This window comes from Streptomyces sp. NPDC053755 (assembly GCF_040677675.1).
Classification (GTDB): Bacteria; Actinomycetota; Actinomycetes; order Streptomycetales; family Streptomycetaceae; genus Streptomyces.
This window is the reverse complement of record NZ_JBFASK010000004.1, coordinates 105,104-124,422: the sequence shown is the minus strand read 5'-3', so window position 1 is coordinate 124,422 and position 19,319 is coordinate 105,104. Positions and strand designations below refer to the sequence as shown.

At 74.0% G+C, this 19,319-nt stretch carries 16 protein-coding genes; all 16 read left to right on the top strand.

Going from position 1 to position 19,319, the window contains the following annotated elements:
- Positions 1-281: 281 nt before the first annotated feature.
- The 16 genes from AB0K65_RS06685 to AB0K65_RS06610 all read left to right on the top strand — a co-directional run bounded on the left by AB0K65_RS06685 (position 282) and on the right by AB0K65_RS06610 (position 19,288).
- Positions 282-1,229 carry a beta-ketoacyl-ACP synthase III gene (locus AB0K65_RS06685; RefSeq protein ID WP_365714637.1) on the top strand — a complete coding sequence of 316 codons (948 nt, stop codon included), beginning with the start codon at positions 282-284 and terminating at the stop codon, positions 1,227-1,229.
- A gap of 203 nt (positions 1,230-1,432) precedes the next feature.
- The gene (locus tag AB0K65_RS06680) at positions 1,433-2,158 is read left to right on the top strand and encodes a hypothetical protein (protein WP_365714636.1); all 726 of its coding nucleotides are present in this window, start codon (positions 1,433-1,435) and stop codon (positions 2,156-2,158) included.
- A gap of 242 nt (positions 2,159-2,400) precedes the next feature.
- Complete coding sequence (locus tag AB0K65_RS06675; protein WP_365714635.1) at positions 2,401-3,045, top strand: class F sortase; 645 nt, start codon at positions 2,401-2,403, stop codon at positions 3,043-3,045.
- Between the two features lie 451 nt (positions 3,046-3,496).
- Positions 3,497-4,678 carry an ROK family transcriptional regulator gene (locus tag AB0K65_RS06670; protein ID WP_365714634.1) on the top strand — a complete coding sequence of 394 codons (1,182 nt, stop codon included), beginning with the start codon at positions 3,497-3,499 and terminating at the stop codon, positions 4,676-4,678.
- A 416-nt stretch (positions 4,679-5,094) separates the two neighbouring features.
- Positions 5,095-6,615, top strand: a complete 1,521-nt coding sequence (locus AB0K65_RS06665; protein WP_365714633.1) for a sugar ABC transporter ATP-binding protein — start codon at positions 5,095-5,097, stop codon at positions 6,613-6,615.
- On the top strand, positions 6,612-7,616 hold the full coding sequence (locus AB0K65_RS06660) for an ABC transporter permease (RefSeq protein WP_365714632.1): 1,005 nt from the start codon (positions 6,612-6,614) through the stop codon (positions 7,614-7,616). Before AB0K65_RS06665 ends, AB0K65_RS06660 begins: the two co-directional genes overlap by 4 nt.
- A 120-nt stretch (positions 7,617-7,736) precedes the next feature.
- Complete coding sequence (locus AB0K65_RS06655; RefSeq protein ID WP_365714631.1) at positions 7,737-8,774, top strand: substrate-binding domain-containing protein; 1,038 nt, start codon at positions 7,737-7,739, stop codon at positions 8,772-8,774.
- Between the two features lie 70 nt (positions 8,775-8,844).
- The gene (locus tag AB0K65_RS06650) at positions 8,845-10,044 is read left to right on the top strand and encodes a Gfo/Idh/MocA family oxidoreductase (protein WP_365714630.1); all 1,200 of its coding nucleotides are present in this window, start codon (positions 8,845-8,847) and stop codon (positions 10,042-10,044) included.
- Positions 10,045-10,057: 13 nt separating this feature from the next.
- Complete coding sequence (locus tag AB0K65_RS06645; RefSeq protein WP_365714629.1) at positions 10,058-11,062, top strand: sugar phosphate isomerase/epimerase family protein; 1,005 nt, start codon at positions 10,058-10,060, stop codon at positions 11,060-11,062.
- A 761-nt stretch (positions 11,063-11,823) separates the two neighbouring features.
- Entirely contained in the window at positions 11,824-12,936 is a 1,113-nt protein-coding gene (locus AB0K65_RS06640) for an inositol-3-phosphate synthase (protein ID WP_365714628.1), read from the top strand.
- 404 nt (positions 12,937-13,340) lie between these two features.
- Positions 13,341-14,384, top strand: a complete 1,044-nt coding sequence (locus AB0K65_RS06635; protein WP_365714810.1) for an SCO3242 family prenyltransferase — start codon at positions 13,341-13,343, stop codon at positions 14,382-14,384.
- Positions 14,381-15,307, top strand: coding sequence for a sugar phosphate isomerase/epimerase family protein (locus tag AB0K65_RS06630; RefSeq protein ID WP_365714627.1), 927 nt, complete (start codon positions 14,381-14,383; stop codon positions 15,305-15,307). Before AB0K65_RS06635 ends, AB0K65_RS06630 begins: the two co-directional genes overlap by 4 nt.
- Complete coding sequence (locus AB0K65_RS06625) at positions 15,301-15,855, top strand: EboA domain-containing protein (protein ID WP_365714626.1); 555 nt, start codon at positions 15,301-15,303, stop codon at positions 15,853-15,855. The genes AB0K65_RS06630 and AB0K65_RS06625 overlap by 7 nt, the downstream gene beginning before the upstream one ends.
- Complete coding sequence (locus AB0K65_RS06620) at positions 15,855-16,703, top strand: TatD family hydrolase (RefSeq protein WP_365714625.1); 849 nt, start codon at positions 15,855-15,857, stop codon at positions 16,701-16,703. The genes AB0K65_RS06625 and AB0K65_RS06620 overlap by 1 nt, the downstream gene beginning before the upstream one ends.
- A 12-nt stretch (positions 16,704-16,715) precedes the next feature.
- Positions 16,716-17,885, top strand: a complete 1,170-nt coding sequence (gene eboE, locus AB0K65_RS06615) for a metabolite traffic protein EboE (RefSeq protein ID WP_365714624.1) — start codon at positions 16,716-16,718, stop codon at positions 17,883-17,885.
- Positions 17,882-19,288, top strand: a complete 1,407-nt coding sequence (locus AB0K65_RS06610; RefSeq protein ID WP_365714623.1) for a nucleotide pyrophosphatase/phosphodiesterase family protein — start codon at positions 17,882-17,884, stop codon at positions 19,286-19,288. Before eboE ends, AB0K65_RS06610 begins: the two co-directional genes overlap by 4 nt.
- Positions 19,289-19,319 lie beyond the last annotated feature (31 nt).

Sequence of the window (19,319 nt, the reverse complement as noted above, 5' to 3'; positions counted from 1 at the left end):
CGGTGGCCATGGCCACCGTGCCTCCCTCCTCCGCCGTGCGATCGCACACACCGGACGCCGCCCCCGCCCTTCGAACGGACGCCGACACCTTCCGGACACCCCCGGGTGTTCGGCGGACCGACGGGGGTCCAGGACGTCCCTCTTGCTCCGCGTTGTCATGGTCTCCCAAGAGGTACGGGCGAATCTTGGTGGTTTACGTGTCCTGTTACCCATCAGTCGCTGGCAAGACTGGGTGGTTCCTGCTTGCAACACGCGCCACTCGAACCAAGGGGGTCCCGGGCATGACGGGCACTCGTATCGCCGCGCTCGGGCACTACCAGCCCGCCAAGGTGCTCACCAACAGCGACCTGGCCGCGCTGGTGGACACCAGCGACGAATGGATCAGCAGCCGGGTCGGCATCAGGACCCGCCACATGGCCGGTCCGGAGGAGCCGGTGGACGAGCTGGCCGCGCACGCCGCCGGCAAGGCCCTCGCCGCCGCCGGACTCGGCCCCGAGGACATCGACCTCGTCCTCGTCGCCACCTCCACCGCGATCGACCGGTCGCCGAACACCGCCGCCCGTGTGGCCGCCCGGCTCGGCATGGGCTCGCCCGCCACCATGGACCTCAACGTCGTCTGCGCCGGGTTCACCCACGCGCTCGCCACCGCCGACCACGCCCTGCGGGCGGGAGCCGCTCGCCGGGCGCTGGTCATCGGCGCCGACAAGATGACCGAGGTCACGGACTGGACCGACCGCACCACCTGCGTCCTCGTCGGCGACGGTGCCGGCGCGGCCGTGGTCGAGGCCACGGACGACGGCCAGGATCCCGGCATCGGCCCCGTGCTGTGGGGCTCCGTCCCCGAGATGGGGCACGCCGTCCGTATCGAGGGCACCCCGCCGCGCTTCGCGCAGGAGGGCCAGGCCGTCTACCGCTGGGCGACCCAGCGGCTGCCCGCCCTCGCCCGCCAGGTCTGCGAACGGTCGGGCATCACCCCCGAGGACCTCGCGGGCGTCGTCCTCCACCAGGCCAACCTGCGGATCATCGAGCCGCTGGCCGCCAAGATCGGCGCCGTCAACGCGGTCGTCGCCCGTGACGTCGTCGACTCCGGCAACACCTCGGCCGCCTCGATCCCGCTGGCCCTCGCGAAGCTGGTCGAACGCGGCGAGCTCCCCTCCGGCGCACCCGCCCTGCTCTTCGGCTTCGGCGGCAACCTCTCGTACGCGGGGCAGGTCGTCCGCGTTCCGTAGGCGTCGGCCCCCGGCGCCGAGGGCCGACGGAGAGCACGGAGCGAAAGGGGGAGTGCGGCGCGAACGGGGGAGGGCGGGGCCCGTTCGGCGGAGCCCGGTGGCGGGGGTCCGGGGGCGCACCTAGCTTCGATCGGGGTGAGGGTCGTCTCCCGCCGCACGCGGAATCCGTCCGTATGCACCCCTCGCGTGATCTGGAGGTCGCCATGCGCGCCACACATGTCGCTTCCGCCGCTCTGCTCGCCACCGTCGGCATGGGCACGGCCGCCGCGCTCGGCGCCCCATCGGCCTTCGCCGACGACGCCGCCGGGAACGACATCACCTCCTTCGCCTTCGCCGTCACACCGTCGACGGTCGCCCCCGGGGGCACGGTCACCCTCACCTCCGAGGGGTGCGAGGTCCCCTTCGTGACCGCCGAGTCCGGAGTCTTCGACACCGTCACGCTCGACGAAGGGCGCTCGGGAACCGCCACGGTGGACGCCGAGGCCACGGCGGGCGCGCGATACGAGGTCACCTTCGACTGCGAGGGCGAGCGGGGCACCGCCCCCCTCACCATCGCCGCCCCGGAGGACGGCCACGCCCCGGGCGACGGGACGACCGGCGGCAGCGCCACCGGCGGCCCCGCGAAGGAGAGCCACCCGACCGGCGGGCAGGTCCCGCAGACGCACCCGACGGAGAGCCGTCCGGCCGGGGGCCACGTCCCGGAGGCTCCCCCGACGGGCGACCACGCCGACACCGGCACCCCCGCCGACACCGGCACCCCCGCCGGCACCGTCACGTCCGCGCACAAAGGTGTCCGGGCGGGCCTCGGCGGCGCCTCCGGCCGTCTGGACACAGCCGAGGTGGTCGCGGGCACCGCGCTGATCGCGGGCGCACTCGGCGGTGCCGCCCTGCTGACGCTCCGCAGGCGCGGCGCCGACGGCCCCGCCTGAACCGGGGGACGGAGGGACCCGAAACGGCCCCTCCGCCCGGGATGACGAGGCCCGCGGCGGAGGGGCACCTCGCGCACACACGAGGGCGCCGCCGCGGGACGCCGAAGCCGCGATGCTCGTACGGGGACGGTGGGACGCCGGGACGGCGGGCAGGGTAGGACGGCCAGAACGGCAGGAGCAGCAGAAGCACCGGGGACGCCGGGAACCACGGGAACGACGGGGACGACAGGGGAAGTGCGGTCGTGCAGGGATCGAACGGTCCGGGCAGACGCGGCGCCTGGGGCGTCGTGGTCATCGTCCTGCTCCTCGGCATCCACCTCGTACGGGACGGCACGGCGGAGTACCGCGCCGGAGGCCCCCCGCAGCCCCTGGCCGCCGCGGCCCCCGGCCGCGCCGCCGCCGTGACCCCGGCGAAGGCCCCCGCGCCGCTGCCCGCCTCACGCCCCGAGCGCCTGCGCGTCCCCGCCGCCCGCATCGACGCGCCCGTCACGTCCGTCGGCCTCGACGCCGAGGGCTGGATCGACACCCCGCCGGCGTACGAGAGGAACCTCGTCGGCTGGTACACCGGCGCCGTCACCCCCGGTGAGCAGGGCACCGCCGTCCTCGTCGGCCATGTCGACACCCCGGAGGGACGGGCCGTCTTCTTCGGCCTCGGCGCCCTCGCGCACGGGCGCCGTATCGAGATCGCCCGTGCCGACGGCAGGACCGCAGTCTTCTCCGTGTACGGCGTCGAGACGGTCCCCCAGCAGGGCTTCCCGGCCGCGCGGATCTACCGGAACAGCGGCCTGCCCGAGCTGCGCCTGATCACCTGCGGCGGCGAGTTCTCGGAGGGAAGAGGATACGACGGCAACGTCGTGGTCTCGGCCCGCCTCGTCGCCGTGAGCTGACCCGGGACCCGGACCGTCCCGCCCGGGCGGCCGGACCCTCCCCGCGTACGGCGGGCACCGTCACGGCGGGCGCCGTCCCCTCGGGCGGCAGGGCCCGTCCTCCCAGAGGGCAGACGCCGCACCTCGGCCCTGCGGACACCGCCCCCTGCGGAGGGCGGGCACGGCCCCTGACACCGCAGGGGCGGGCCCTTCGGACGGCAGCCACCGGCCCTCCGGACGGCAGCCACCGACCCTGGAAGCGACGGCCCCCGCCTCCCGGGCCGCCGGGGACGGGGCCCCCGAAACCGTCGCGCGCGCCCCCGCCCGTACCCCGTCTTTGTCCTCATCCGGGAAGAAGTCCCGTTGGATTCCTGCATTAGTTCTTCCCACCCCGGGACGCCGCTGCTACGTTCCCCTCGAAAGCACGACGCACGGCACGACGGATCGGACAGGGGAGGGGCGCGTGAGACGCATGACGGCACGACCTGCCAACGCGCACCAGGCGCGACTGCTCCGGCTGCTGCGTGACGGTGGGCCCAACTCCCGTGCCCAGCTGGGGGATCAGGTCGACCTCTCCCGCTCCAAGCTCGCCGTCGAGGTGGACCGGCTCCTCGACACCGGCCTCGTCGTCGCCGACGGACTCGCCGCCTCGCGCGGGGGGCGCCGTTCGCACAACATCCGGCTCGCTCCCGAACTCCGCTTCCTCGGTATCGACATCGGGGCGACGTCCATCGATGTGGCCGTCACCAACGCCGAGCTGGAGGTGCTCGGGCACCTCAATCATCCGATGGACGTCCGCGACGGTCCCGTCGCCGTCTTCGAGCAGGCCCTGGCGATGGCGGCCAAGCTCCGGGCCTCGGGGATCGCCGAGGGCTTCGACGGCGCCGGCATCGGCGTCCCGGGCCCCGTCCGCTTCCCCGAAGGCATCCCGGTCGCGCCGCCGATCATGCCCGGCTGGGACGGCTTCCCCGTCCGGGAGGCGCTCAGCCAGGACCTCGGCTGTCCCGTCATGGTCGACAACGACGTGAACCTGATGGCCATGGGGGAGCAGCACGCGGGCGTCGCCCGGTCGGTCGGCGACTTCCTCTGCGTCAAGATCGGTACGGGCATCGGCTGCGGCATCGTCGTCGGCGGCCAGGTCTACCGCGGTACGACGGGCAGCGCCGGCGACATCGGGCACATCCAGGTCGAACCGGACGGCCGCCCGTGCGCCTGCGGCAACAGAGGCTGTCTGGAGGCCCACTTCAGCGGCGCGGCCCTGGCCCGCGACGCGGAGGAGGCGGCGCGGACGGGCCGGTCGGCGGAACTCGCCGGCCGTCTCGAGACCGCGGGCCGGCTCACCGCCGTCGACGTCGCCGCGGCCGCCGCCGCGGGGGACCCCGCCGCGCTCGACCTCATCCGTGAGGGCGGCAACCGGGTCGGGCAGGTCATCGCCGGACTCGTCAGCTTCTTCAATCCCGGTCTGGTGGTGATCGGCGGCGGGGTCACCGGCCTCGGTCACACCCTCCTCGCCAGTGTCCGCACCCAGGTCTACCGGCAGTCCCTGCCCCTGGCCACCGGCAATCTCCCCATCGTGCTCGGCGAGTTGGGTCCCGTGGCCGGAGTGATCGGCGCGGCCCGTCTCATCAGCGACCACCTCTTCTCCCCGGCGTAGCCGCACGGCCCCGCCGGGGCACCGCGTCCGCCCGGGGGACCGGGCGGCCACGGACGCTCCACCGCTTCAACCGGCTCGACCCGGCTCCACCGCTTCCACCGGCTCGACCGGTTTCCACCCTCCAACCGGCTCGACCGGGCTCCACCGCCCCGATCGGCTGGACCCGGCTCCACCGCCCGACCGGGCCTCTCCGGCTCCCACCGGCTCCGCCGAGCACGGAAGGCCCGGACCCGGCCCGCACCCGTTCCGTCCCTCCCGCTCCTTCTCGCCCCGTTCCCCGCGCCGCTCGCTCCGCCCTGTCCCCACCCGCACCTTCTCCCGTCCTTTTCGCCCCGTTCGTCCTGTCCCGGTCCCGTCCCACCCGCCCTGGTCCCGCCCCGCCACTTACGGCCGCACCCGCCGAGGGGAACTTCGTCATGGCACCAGAACAACCGCCCCTGCTCACCATGTCCGGCATCACCAAGTCCTTCCCCGGCGTCCGCGCCCTCGACGGCGTCGACCTGGAGGTCGCCGCCGGAGAGGTCCACTGCCTCCTCGGCCAGAACGGGGCGGGCAAGTCCACCCTCATCAAAGTCCTCGCCGGCGCCCATCAGCCCGACGGCGGAGTCATCACGTGGTGCGGCGAGCCCGTCCAGCTGAAGTCCCCGACGGCCGCCATGCGCCTGGGCATCGCCACCATCTACCAGGAACTCGACCTGGTCGAAGGGCTGTCCGTCGCCGAGAACGTCCATCTCGGCCACGAACCCACCACCGCCGGCTTCGTCGTCCGCGTCCGCGACGCCCGCACCGCCGCCGCCACCCTGCTGGGGCGGCTCGGCCACCCGGAGATCGACCCGGCCCGGCTCGTCGGCGAACTCTCCGCCGCCCAACGGCAGATCGTCTCCATGGCCCGCGCGCTCTCCCACGACGTCCGGCTCATCGTGATGGACGAGCCCTCGGCCGCCCTGGACCCCGACGAGGTCGACAACCTCTTCCGTATCGTCGCCGACCTCACCGCCGCAGGCGTCGCCGTCGTCTACATCTCCCACCGTCTGGAGGAGATCCGCCGCATCGGCGACCGCGTCACCGTCCTCAAGGACGGCCGCGCCGTGGCCGGCGGCCTGCCCGCCGCGTCCACCCCCACCCGGGACGTCGTGGCGCTGATGACCGGCCGGAACGTCGAGTACGTCTTTCCCGCACGCCCGACACGGCCCCCTGCCGCCGGACCCGTCCTCGAGGTCCGGGGGCTCGCCCGGACGGGCGAGTTCGCGCCCGTCGACCTCGACCTGCGGCCGGGCGAGATCGTCGGCCTGGCCGGACTCGTCGGCTCGGGCCGCTCCGAGATCCTGGAGACGATCTACGGCGCGCGCCGGCCCACCGCCGGCCGGGTCCTCGTCGACGGCCGCCCCCTGCGCCCGGGCAGCGTCCGCGACGCCGTGCGTGCCGGGCTTGGCCTCGCCCCGGAGGAACGCAAGGCACAGGGCCTGCTGATGCTGGAGTCCGTCACCCGCAACGTCTCGGTCTCCTCCCTCGCCCGCTTCTCCCGCGCCGGCTGGATCGACCGTGCCGCCGAACGGGCGGCCGCCCGCGAAGCCACCCGGGAGCTCTCCCTCAGGCCCGACCATCCCGAGGCCCCGATCCGCACCCTCTCCGGCGGCAACCAGCAGAAGGCCGTCCTCGCGCGGTGGCTGCTGCGCGGCTGCCGGGTCCTGCTGCTCGACGAACCGACCCGCGGCGTGGACGTCGGAGCCCGCGCCGAGCTGTACGCCGTCATCCGCCGGCTCGCCGACGACGGCCTCGCCGTCCTCCTGGTGTCGAGCGAGGTGCCCGAGGTCCTCGGCCTCGCCGACCGGGTCCTGGTCCTCCGCGAGGGTCAGGTCGTCCACACCGCGCCCGCCCGTGACCTCGACGAACACCGCGTACTCGACCTCGTGATGGAAGGGAGCCCGACGGCATGACGCTGTCCACCGCCAAGACGCCCGCGCCCGCACAGGAGGGCGGCCGGCGCCCGCTCGGCCTGCGGGCCGACGTCCGCAACCTCTCCCTGCTCGGCGTCCTCGCCGTCCTGATCGCGGTCGGCGGCTTCACCAAGCCCGCCGAGTTCCTCGCCACCTCCAACCTCCAACTGGTCCTCACCCAGGCGTCCGTCATCGGTGTCGTCACGGTCGGCATGACCTTCGTCATCACCAGCGGCGGCATCGACCTCTCCGTCGGCGCCATCGTCGCCCTCGCCTCCGTCTGGGCGACGACGGTCGCCACCCAGGAGTACGGTTTCGCCGGCATCCTCTTCACGGCCGTCGTCGTCGGCGTCGCCTGCGGCCTGGTGAACGGTCTGCTCGTCGCCTACGGCGGGATGGTGCCGTTCATCGCCACCCTGGCCATGTTCGCCTCCGCCCGCGGACTCGCCCTGCAGATCACCGACGGCCGCACGCAGATCGTCACCGTCGACTCCGTCCTCGACCTCGGCATCCCCGACTCCTACGTCCTCGGCATACCGCCGCTGGTCCTCGTCTTCGCCGCCGTCACCGTCGCGGGCTGGCTGATCCTCAACCGCACCACCTTCGGACGCCGCACGGTGGCCGTCGGAGGCAACGCCGAGGCCGCCCGGCTCGCCGGCATCGACGTACGCCGCCAGCGCCTGTACCTCTACCTGCTGTCCGGGCTGTGCTGCGGCATCGCCGCATTCCTGCTGATCATCCTGTCCGGCTCCGGCCAGAACACCAACGGCAACCTCTACGAACTGGACGCCATCGCCGCCGCGATCATCGGCGGCACGCTCCTCACCGGCGGCCGCGGCACCATCGTCGGCTCCGTCCTCGGCGTCCTGATCTTCACCACGATCACCAACATCTTCGCGCTCAACAACCTCCAGAGCGACGTCCAGCAGATCGCCAAGGGCGCGATCATCGTCGCCGCCGTCCTGGTCCAGCGACGCACGCTGCGCCACGGCGACACCTGATCCCCGAAGCCCGCTCCCGTACGCCCGTACGCCCGCGCCCCACACCCGTACGCCCGACGCTCCACCCCCAGCCCCAGCACACCGTGTACCGCCCCTCCCCCGTCGAAGGGATCCATCGCCATGCCAGAAACCAGCCGTAGAGGACTGCTGTTCGGCACCGCCGCCGTCTCCGCCGGCGCGCTGCTCACCGCCTGCACCAGCAACGAGCCCAAGAACCAGGCACCGGCCGCGAGCAACTCCCCGGCCGCCGACGACAAGCCCGGCACCCCCGTCACCATCGGCTTCGCCGGCCCCCAGGCCGACCACGGCTGGCTCAACGCCATCAACGAGAACGCCAAGAACCGCGCGAAGACGTACAGCGACGTCACTCTGGAGATCACCGAGGGGTCCAACGACACCGCCGCCCAGATCGGCCAGATCCAGACCCTGATCAACAAGAAGGTCGACGTCCTGGTCATCCTGCCCGCCGACGGCAAGGCGCTCACCCAGGTCGGTCTCCAGGCCATGAAGGCCGGCATCCCCGTCATCAACCTGGACCGGATCTTCGCCTCCCCGCAGGCGTACCGCTGCTGGATCGGCGGCGACAACTACGGCATGGGCCTCAACGCCGGCCGGTACATCGGCGAGAAGCTCAAGGACAAGCCGAACGCCACCGTCGTCGAGCTGGCCGGCATGGACAGCCTGGAACTGACCAAGCAGCGCACCCAGGGCTTCGACGACGCCCTGAAGAACTACCCCAACATCCGCAAGGTGGCCCGCCAGGCCGCCGACTTCACCGTCGAGTCCGGCCAGGCGAAGATGGCCCAGCTGCTCCAGGCGCAGAGCTCCTTCGACGCCCTCTGGAACCACGACGACGACCAGGGCGTGGGCGCGCTGCGCGCCATCGCCCAGGCCGGCCGCAAGGACTTCCTCATGGTCGGCGGCGCCGGGGCCAAGGCCGCCATGGACGCCATCAAGGCCGACGACGGCGTGCTGAAGGCGACGGTGCTCTACCCGCCGACCATGGCCGCCTCCGCCATCGACCTGGCCCGCGCGCTCGGCCAGAAGAAGGGCGTCGGAGGGATGTCGGAGCTGGAGATCCCCGCCTCCATCACCCTCTACTCGGCCGTCGTCACCAAGGAGAACGTCGACGAGTACCTGCCCACCGGCTTCAACTGACCGGCCCTGCCCCGGCGGACGACCGCCGCGGGGAGCAGAACCCTGCCGCACCACGAAACGGAGGAACCGTATGGAACAGAGGGAGAGCGGGGCCGCACCGCCGACGCTCGGCGTCGGAATGGTCGGATACTCCTTCATGGGAGCCGCCCACTCACAGGGCTGGCGCACCGCAGGCCACGTCTTCGACCTGCCGCTGCGCCCCGTCCTCGCCGCCGTCGCCGGGCGTGACGCGGCCGCCGTCCGGTCGGCAGCCCACCGGCACGGCTGGGCGGCGGCCGAGACCGACTGGCGTGCTCTCGTCGCCCGCGACGACGTCCGGCTCGTGGACGTCTGCACGCCGGGCGACAGCCATGCGGAGATCGCCATCGCCGCCCTGGAGGCGGGCAAGCACGTCCTGTGCGAGAAGCCGCTCGCCAACTCGGTCGCCGAGGCCGAGGCCATGGTCGCGGCCGCCGAGGCGGCGGCCGCCCGCGGCCAGATCGCCATGGTCGGCTTCAACTACCGCCGGGTTCCGGCCCTGTCGTACGCCCGGCGGCTGATCGCGGACGGCAGGCTCGGTGACCTGCGGCACGTGCGCGTCACCTATCTTCAGGACTGGCTGGTCGACCGGGGCTTCCCGCTGACCTGGCGCCTGGAGCGCGAGCACGCCGGGTCGGGGGCGCTGGGCGACCTCGGGGCCCACGCCGTCGACCTCGCGCAGTACCTCGCCGGGGAACCGCTGGTCGGGGTCTCCGCGCTCACCGAGACCTTCGTCCGCGAACGGCCACTGCTCGCCGGGGTGTCGGCGGGGCTCTCCGGGGCCGCCGCGGGCGGGGCGTACGGCGCGGTGACGGTGGACGACGCGGCCGTGTTCACCGGACGGCTCGCGTCCGGGGCGCTCGCCTCCTTCGAGGCGACCCGGATGGCCGCGGGCCGCAAGAACGCCCTGCGTCTGGAGATCAACGGGGAGAGGGGGTCCCTCGCCTTCGACCTGGAGCGGCTCAACGAGCTGTCCTTCCACGACCACACCGAACCGGCCGACACCGCCGGGTTCCGCCGCATCCTGGTGACCGAGCCGGAACACCCCTACCTGGAGGGCTGGTGGCCGCCGGGCCACGCGCTCGGCTACGAGCACACCTTCGTCCACCAGGCCCGCGACCTCGTCCTCGCCATCGCGTCCGGCACCCCTCCGGCCCCGTCCTTCGCCGACGGGCTCCAGGTCCAGCGGGTCCTGGCCGCCGTGGAGGAGAGCGCCCAGAAGAACGCCGTCTACACCGCCGTACAGGAGTAATGGAGGCAGCGCCGTGCCACGTCCCTTCACCCTCTTCACCGGCCAGTGGGCCGACCTGCCCCTGGAGGAGGTCTGCCGGCTCGCCCGCGACTTCGGCTACGACGGCCTCGAACTGGCCTGCTGGGGCGACCACTTCGAGGTCGACAAGGCGCTCGCCGACCCGTCGTACGTCGCCGGCCGGCACGCCCTGCTCGAAAAGTACGGGCTGCAGTGCTGGGCCGTCTCGAACCACCTGGTGGGGCAGGCCGTCTGCGACCATCCGATCGACGAACGGCACCAGGCGATCGTCCCCGCCCGGATCTGGGGGGACGGTGAACCCGAGGGCGTGCGGCAGCGGGCGGCACGCGAGCTGGCGGACACCGCACGGGCCGCCGCGGCCCTGGGCGTCGACACCGTGGTCGGCTTCACGGGATCGTCGATCTGGCATCTGGTGGCGATGTTCCCCCCTGTCCCGGAGCGGATGATCGAGCGCGGCTTCGAGGACTTCGCCGAACGCTGGAACCCCATCCTCGACGTCTTCGACGCCGAGGGCGTCCGCTTCGCCCACGAGGTCCATCCCAGCGAGATCGCGTACGACTACTGGACCACCCAGCGCGCGCTGGAGGCGGTCGGCCACCGTCCGGCGTTCGGGCTCAACTTCGATCCGAGTCACTTCGTCTGGCAGGACCTGGATCCGGTCGGCTTCCTCTGGGACTTCCGCGACCGGATCTACCACGTGGACTGCAAGGAGGCCCGGCGCCGGCTCGACGGCCGCAACGGCCGGCTCGGCTCGCACCTGCCCTGGGGCGACCCGCGGCGCGGCTGGGACTTCGTCTCGGCCGGACACGGCGACGTCCCGTGGGAGGACGTCTTCCGCATGCTCCGCTCGATCGGCTACGCCGGTCCGATCTCGGTGGAGTGGGAGGACGCCGGCATGGACCGGCTGACCGGCGCGCCCGAAGCGCTCTCCATCCTCCGGAGGTACGACTTCGATCCCCCGTCGGCCTCCTTCGACGCGGCCTTCGGGGGCGACCGCTAGGGCGTGTTTCGAAAGTGGCGCCGTCCGCCCGAAGGGCGGGCCCCGCGGCGTCCGGTGCGTGCGATCGCAAGGCGGAGGGTCGCCCTCGTACCGGACGTACGTGGACGATCCCGACAACGCGGCGAGCGTGCGTGCCAGGCGTCGCGGGGCAGGCGGGACTCTCGAAACACGCCCTAGAAGCCGGCACCTCTCGTCGGCCGGCCCGCGCGGGCCGCGGCCGGGTGGCGCGCCCACGCCACCGGGCCGGTCCGGCCTGCCCTCAGGAGGCTTTGTCCTCTCGCGGGGAGAAGTTCGGTCGCGGTGGCGCACAAGGGCTTTCCGCGGTGGACGAACCCGGCTACGGTCGATGATGTGTACATGACGTAACGATCGAGCGTGCGCGCGTAGGTGTCCTTCCGCCCGGTCCGGCTGAAGGACCTCACCCCGTAGGGAGCGTCCCGAACGTGCCGCCCCGCCCTTCGGCCGACCGGGCGCCGCCACGCTCGGGGCCTGAACTCCGGGCCCGGACTGTGACCCGGGTTCGAACCGGGACCCGGGCCCGGACTGGGACCCGGACTCTGATTTGGAGCCGGAGCCGGAGCCGGAGCCGGAGCCGGAGCCGGGCCCGGACTGGGACCCGGGCCCGAGCCCGTACCCGGACCTGACTTGGAGCCGGTCCCGGGCCGCCCGCGGACCCCGGGAGCTCCCGCGCAGCCGGCGGCGGGCGGGGAGGCGCCGTACCCCCCGCCCGCCGTCTCCACCACAGCCCAGGGAGGCAGGACGTGACCACCGGAACACGAACGGGAGTCTGGCTCGTCGGGGCGAGAGGCAGCGTCGCCACCACGGTGGTGGCCGGCTGGGCCGCCACGACGGCGGGCCTCCACCCGCCGACCGGCATGGTGACCGAGACCGACGCCGTCGCCCACGCCGGCCTCCCCCCACTCACCGCCCTCGTCTTCGGCGGCCACGACACGGCGGAATGCCCCCTGCCCAAGCGGGCCGAGGCGCTGACCGCGGCGGGCGTGCTCCCGCACGGCCTCGCCGTCGCCGTCGCCGCCGAACTCGTCGCCGCCGACGCGGAGATCCGCCCCGGAGGACCACGGCCGGGGGACACCCGGACCGAGGAGGAACTCGTCTCCGCCTTCACCGCGGACCTGGACGACTTCCGGCGGCGGCGGGACCTGGCCAGGGTCGTCGTCCTGAACGTCGCCTCGACCGAGCCGGCGCCGGTGGGCCCCGGGCTCCCTCCCAGCTCCCTCTACGCGTCGGCCGCCCTCCGGGCCGGCTGCCCGTACGTCAACTTCACCCCCTCCACCGGACTGCGGCACCCCGCCCTCGCCACGGCCGCGGCGGCGAGCGGCCTGCCGCACGCGGGCCGGGACGGCAAGACCGGCCAGACCCTCCTGCGCTCCGTCCTCGCCCCGATGTTCCTCCAACGCGCCCTCGACGTACGGGCGTGGTCCGGCACCAACCTGCTGGGCGGCGGAGACGGAGCCGCCCTCGCCGACCCCGCCGCCGCGGCGGCGAAGAACGCGGGCAAGGAACGCGTCCTCGCCGACGTCCTCGGACCCGGGGTGGAGGGCGAGGTGCACATCGACGACGTCCCCGCCCTGGGGGAGTGGAAGACCGCCTGGGACCACATCGCCTTCGACGGCTTCCTCGGCTCCCGCATGACCCTCCAGACCACCTGGCAGGGCTGCGACTCGGCCCTCGCCGCCCCCCTCGTCCTGGACCTCGCCCGGCTGACCGCCCGCGCCCACGAAACCGGCCTCTCGGGCCCCCTGCACGACCTCGCCTTCTACTTCAAGGACCCCGAGGGCACACCCCCGGCGGCCCTGTCCGACCAGTACGCCCGCCTGATCGCGTTCGGCGCCCGGCTGGGGGGATCCCGATGAGCGACGCGGAGACACCGACGGCGCCGGGGACGCCCGGAGGAGCAGGACCGCAGGCGGCCGGGGCACACGGGCAGACGCCCGGACCGCTCGGGGGGACGTCCGGACCGCTCGGGGGGACGCCCGGACCGCACGGAGGGACGCCCGGACCGCACGGAGGGACGGCTGGGAGGGGAGGAGCCGGAGGGGAGACGGCCGGCCCGCCCGGACCGCAGCAGCCGGCGGCCAGGCGGGTACGGGCCGGGGGAGAGGCGGCCGGGACGCTCGGGACGGCCGGGACGGCCGCAGTCGGGGCCGCAGGGGCCGGGGCGGGAGCGGCAGCTCAGGGCGGAGTGACCGGACCCGGACCCGGAGCCGGACCCGGACTCGGACCCGGACCCGGGAGGCGGGGGACCGCGTGGGCGGAACTGCTCCGGGTCTCCGCGCTCTTCACGGTGCCCGGCGACGCCCTGGTGGGAGCCGCCGCCGCGGGGGTGCGCCCGAATCGCGCCACCCTTCTGGCCATCGGCTCCTCCCTCTGCCTCTACGAGGCCGGGATGGCGCTCAACGACTGGGCCGACCGCGATGAGGACGCCATCGACCGCCCCCACCGCCCTCTCCCCTCCGGCCGCATCAGCCCCGGGGCGGCGCTCGGGGCGTCCGCCGCCCTGACGGCGGCGGGCCTCGGCCTCGCCGCCCGCGCCGGCCGCCCGGCCCTCGTGATCGCCACCGCCCTCGCGGGCACGGTCTGGGCCTACGACCTCCGCCTCAAGCACACGCCGGCGGGGCCGGCGGCGATGGCGGCGGCCCGGGCCCTTGACCTCCTGCTCGGCGCCACCGCCACGGGGTCCCCTCCCTCCCCCCGCCCCCTCCCCGCCGCCGCCCTGCTGGCCACCCACACCTACGCCGTCACCGCCGTCTCCCGCCACGAAGCCCAAGGCGGCTCCACCCGGGCTCCCTTACTCGCCCTGGCCACCACCCTGGCCGTGGCCGCGGCGACCTCCGGCCTCGTCGCGCGTGGCGCCACCGCACCCCGCCCCGCGCCCGGCGCCCTGGGGCAATCGGCGGCACCCGGCGCCCCCCGCAAGGCGTCCATATCCGGCGCACCCCGGAAACCACCCGCCCCCGGCGTCACCCGCAAGTCGCCCGCACGAGGCCCCTTCCGGCAGCCGGTCGCACCGGGCACGCCCGTGGCGGGCGGTCGGGCGTCGGGGTGGCCCGAGTTCCTCCCCCGGGTCGTCTGCGGCGCCCTCGCCCTCGCCTACGCCCGCACGCCCGTCACGCCTCTCCTGCACGCGGCGCTCAACCCCTCCCCGCAGCTCACGCAGCGCTCCGTGGGCGCCGGTATCCGTGCCCTGATCCCGCTCCAGGCCGCTCTCGCCGCCCGTTCCGGTTCCCCCGTCACGGGCCTCGCCCTCTCGACGCTCGTCCCGCTCGCCCGGCGCCTCGCACGGAAGGTGAGCCCCACATGAACCCGGCCCCCCGCAGCCCCGAGGCGCCCACCCCGCCGCCCGCGGCCCCCGCTCTCCGCATCGGCTACGGCACCAACGGCCTGACAGACCTCCGGCTCGACGACGCCCTTGTCCTCCTGGCCGACCTCGGCTACGACGGGGTCGGCCTGACCCTCGACCACATGCACCTCGACCCCCTCGCCCCCGACCTCTCCGCCCGCACGGCGCAGGTCGCCCGGCGGCTCGACGCCCTCGGCCTCGGCGTCACCGTCGAGACCGGCGCCCGCTACGTCCTCGACCCCCGTCGCAAGCACGGCCCGTCCCTGCTCGACCCGGACCCCGACGCCCGCGCCGCACGGACCCGACTGCTCGTCCGCGCCGTGCGCGTCGCCGAGGACCTCGGCGCCCACGCCGTCCACTGCTTCAGTGGCGTCGCCCCCGAACCGGCGTCCCCCGAGCCCGCCTGGAAGCACCTCGTCGAAGCTCTCGGCCCGGTCCTCGACGCGGCGGCCGCCGCCCGCGTCCCCCTCGCCGTCGAACCCGAACCCGGTCATCTCCTCGCCACACTGGACGACTTCCACCGACTGCGCCGTCTCCTCGGCGACCCGGACCCGGCGCTGCTCGGGCTCACCCTCGACATCGGGCACTGCCAGTGTCTGGAGGCCGCCTCCCCGGCCGACTGCGTCCGCGCAGCCGCGCCCTGGCTGCACCACGTCCAGATCGAGGACATGCGCCGGGGCGTCCACGAACACCTCCCCTTCGGCGAAGGCGAGATCGACTTCCCGCCCGTCCTCGCCGCTCTCGCCGACGTCACCGCCGCCGGATACACCGGTCTCACCGTCGTCGAACTGCCCCGCCACTCCCACGCGGGCCCCGACCTCGCCCGCGCCTCCCTGTCCTTCCTCCGCGACCGACGCGTCCCCGGGAAGGCCACGGCATGCTGACCGACTCCGCCCGCGACTGGCTCGACCAGGCCCTCGCCGAAGCGGCCGCCCGCACCCCCGCCTGGGAGCTGCGCTTCGCCTCCGCCGGCCGGTACTGCGGCCCCGACCACGCCGACTCCGTCCGCACCCTCCTCCTCCGCGAGGCCCGCGCCGACCCCGACACCCTCACCCGTCTCTACCGGCACGGCGCCGCCCCCGAGCGCCGCGCCGTCCTCCTCGCCCTCCCCTCCCTCGTCACCGGCCCCGAGACCGTCCCCCTCGTCGAGGACGCCCTGCGCAGCCACGACACCACCCTCGTCTCCGCGGCCCTCGGCCCCTACGCGGCCGCCCATCTGCCTCCCCACGTCTGGCGCCACGGCGTCCTGAAGTGCCTCTTCACCGGCGTCCCCCTCGACGCCGTCGCCGGCCTCGCCCACCGGGCCCGCGGCGACGGCGAACTCGCCCGGATGCTCACCGACTATGCCGCCGAACGCTCCGCCGCCGGCCGCCCCGTCCCCGAAGACCTCCACCGCGTCCTCGCCCTCACCGCCCCCACGGAGACGTCCTGATGCGCATCTTCGACCCCCACATCCACATGTCCTCGCGCACCACGGACGACTACAAGGCCATGTACGAGGCAGGAGTCCGCGCCCTCGTCGAACCCTCCTTCTGGCTGGGACAGCCCCGCACCTCGCCGGACTCCTTCTTCGACTACTTCGACTCCCTCCTCGGCTGGGAGCCCTTCCGGGCCGCCCAGCACGGCATCGCCCACCACTGCACCCTCGCCCTCAACCCCAAGGAGGCCAACGACCCCCGCTGCACCCCCGTCCTCGACGCCCTGCCCCGCTACCTCGTCAAGGACAACGTCGTCGCCGTCGGCGAGATCGGCTACGACTCCATGACCCCCGCCGAGGACACCGCCCTCGCGTCGCAGCTCCAGCTCGCGGCCGACCACGGCCTCCCCGCCCTCGTCCACACCCCGCACCGCGACAAGCTCGCCGGGCTGCGCCGCACCCTCGACGTGGTCCGCGAGTCCGCTCTCGCACCCGACCGGGTCCTCCTCGACCACCTCAACGAGACCACCGTCAAGGAGGCCGCCGACAGCGGGGCGTGGCTCGGCTTCTCCATCTACCCGGACACCAAGATGGACGAGGACCGCATGGTCGCGGTGCTCAAGGACCACGGACTCGACCGCGTCCTGGTGAACTCGGCCGCGGACTGGGGCAAGAGCGACCCCCTCAAGACCCGCAAGGTCGGGGACGCGATGCTCGCCGCCGGCTTCTCCGACGACGACGTGGACCGGGTCCTGTGGCGCAACCCCGTCGCCTTCTACGGCCTCAGCGGCCGCCTCCGGCTCGGCCTCCCCTCCGTCCCCGCCCTCCACGAGGGCAACTCCGTCCTCCGCGGCGGGGAATGAGGCGGGCACGCGATGCGCTTCCGCCACCCCGACGGGTCCACCGTCCACCTCGCCTACTGCACCAACGTCCACCCCGCCGAGACCCTCGACGGCGTCCTCGCACAACTCCGCGACCACTGCGAACCCGTCCGCCGACGCCTCGGCCGCGACCGCCTCGGCATCGGCCTCTGGCTCGCCCGTGACGCCGCCCGCTCCCTCACCACCGATCCGGCCTCGCTCCGCGCCCTGCGCGCCGAGATCGACCGCCGCGGCCTCGAAGTCGTCACCCTCAACGGCTTCCCCTACGAGGGTTTCGGCGCCGAAGAGGTGAAGTACCGGGTCTACCAGCCCGACTGGACCCGCCCCGAACGCCTCGCCCACACCACCGAGCTGGCCCGGCTCCTCGCCTCGCTCCTCCCCGACGACATCACCGACGGCTCCGTCTCCACCCTGCCGATCGCCTGGCGCACTCCCTTCGACTCCCGCGCCGCCGACACCGCCCACACCGCCCTCACCACGCTCGCCCACCGGCTCGACGCCCTCCAGGAGCTCACCGGCAAGAGCGTCCGGATCGGCCTCGAACCCGAACCCGGCTGTGTCGTCGAGACCACCGCCGACGCGATCACCCCCCTCACCGCCGTCTCGAACCCCCGCATCGGCGTCTGCGTCGACACCTGCCACCTCGCCACCTCCTTCGAGGAGCCGCGTACCGCCCTGGACGCCCTCGCCGCCGCCGGCATCCCCGTCGTCAAGGCCCAGCTCTCCGCCGCGCTCCACGCCGAGGACCCGCATCTCCCCGACGTCCGCGCCGCGCTCGCCGCCTTCGCCGAACCCCGCTTCCTCCACCAGACCCGCGCCGACACCCCCGCGGGACTCCGCGGAACCGACGACCTGCCCGAGGCCCTTGCCGGCCGCTCGCTCCCCGAGACCGCCCCCTGGCGTTCCCACTTCCACGTCCCCCTCCACGCACCGCCCGCCCCGCCGCTCACCTCCACCCTCTCCGTGCTCCAGGACACCCTGGCCCTCCTCGTCGGCGGCCCCCACCCGCGCACCCACCACCTGGAGGTCGAGACCTACACCTGGCAGGCCCTCCCGGCCGCGGAGCGCCCCCGCACCCGCGCCCGTCTCGCCGACGGCATCGCCGCCGAACTCGCGCTCGCCCGCGACCTCCTCACCGACCTCGGCCTCAAGGAACTCCCATGACCACCCCGTCGGGCGACGCCCGCCCCACCCCCCTTCTGGTCCTCGACGTCGTGGGCCTCACCCCCCGCCTCCTCGCCCACATGCCCCGGCTCAAGGCTCTCGGGAGCGACGGCTCCCAGGCCGCCCTCTCCACCGTTCTGCCGGCCGTCACCTGCACCGCCCAGTCCACCTTCCTCACCGGAACCCTTCCTTCCGAACACGGCATCGTCGCCAACGGCTGGTACTTCCGCGAACTCGGCGACGTCCTCCTGTGGCGCCAGCACAACGGCCTGGTCGCGGGCGACAAACTCTGGGACGCCGCCCGGCGCGCCCACCCCGGCTACACCGTCGCCAACATCTGCTGGTGGTACGCCATGGGCGCCGACACCGACATCACCGTCACCCCCCGCCCCGTCTACTACGCCGACGGCCGCAAGGAGCCCGACTGCTACACCCGGCCGCCGGCGCTCCACGACGAACTCACCGCGGAGTTGGGCACCTTCCCCCTCTTCCACTTCTGGGGGCCCGGCGCCGACCTGGTCTCCAGCCGGTGGATCATCGACGCCACCCGTCACATCCTGCGCACCCGCCACCCCGACCTGGCGCTGTGCTACGTCCCCCACCTCGACTACGACCTCCAGCGCCACGGTCCCGACGACCCCCGGTCCTTCCGCGCCGCCGCCGAACTCGACGCCGCACTCGCACCACTCCTCGACGAGGCCCGGGCCGAGGGGCGTACGGTCGTCGCCCTCTCCGAGTACGGCATCACCCGGGTGAGCCGGCCCGTCGACATCAACCGGGCCCTGCGCCGCGCCGGCCTCCTGGAGGTGCACACCCAGGACGGCATGGAGTACCTGGACCCGATGGCCTCCCGCGCGTTCGCCGTCGCCGACCACCAGCTGGCCCATGTGTACGTCCGCCGCCCCGAGGACCCCGGCGAGATGGCCGCCACCCGCGAAGCCCTCGCCGCTCTGCCGGGCGTCGAGCGGCTCCTCGACGACGCCGGCAAGAAGGAGCACGGTCTCGACCACCCCCGCTCCGGTGAGTTCGTCGCGCTCGCCGAACCCGACGCGTGGTTCACCTACTACTACTGGCTCGACGACACCAAGGCACCCGACTTCGCCCCGCTCGTCGAGATCCACCGCAAACCCGGCTACGACCCCGCCGAGCTGTTCATGGACCCGTTCGACCCGTACGTACGGATCCGAGCGGCGAAGGCGATCGCGCGCAAGAAGCTCGGCATGCGCTACCGGCTCGCGGTCGTGCCCCTCGACCCCTCACCTCTTCGCGGCAGCCATGGCCGCCTTCCCGCGAGCGACGACGAAGGTCCGCTCATCCTGTGCTCCACCCCCCGCGCTGTCGGCGGCCGCGTCGCGGCCACCGACGTGAAGTCCCTGCTGCTCCGACTGGCCGGTCTCTGCTGACCGGACTCCAGTCAAGCAGACCCCACCGACG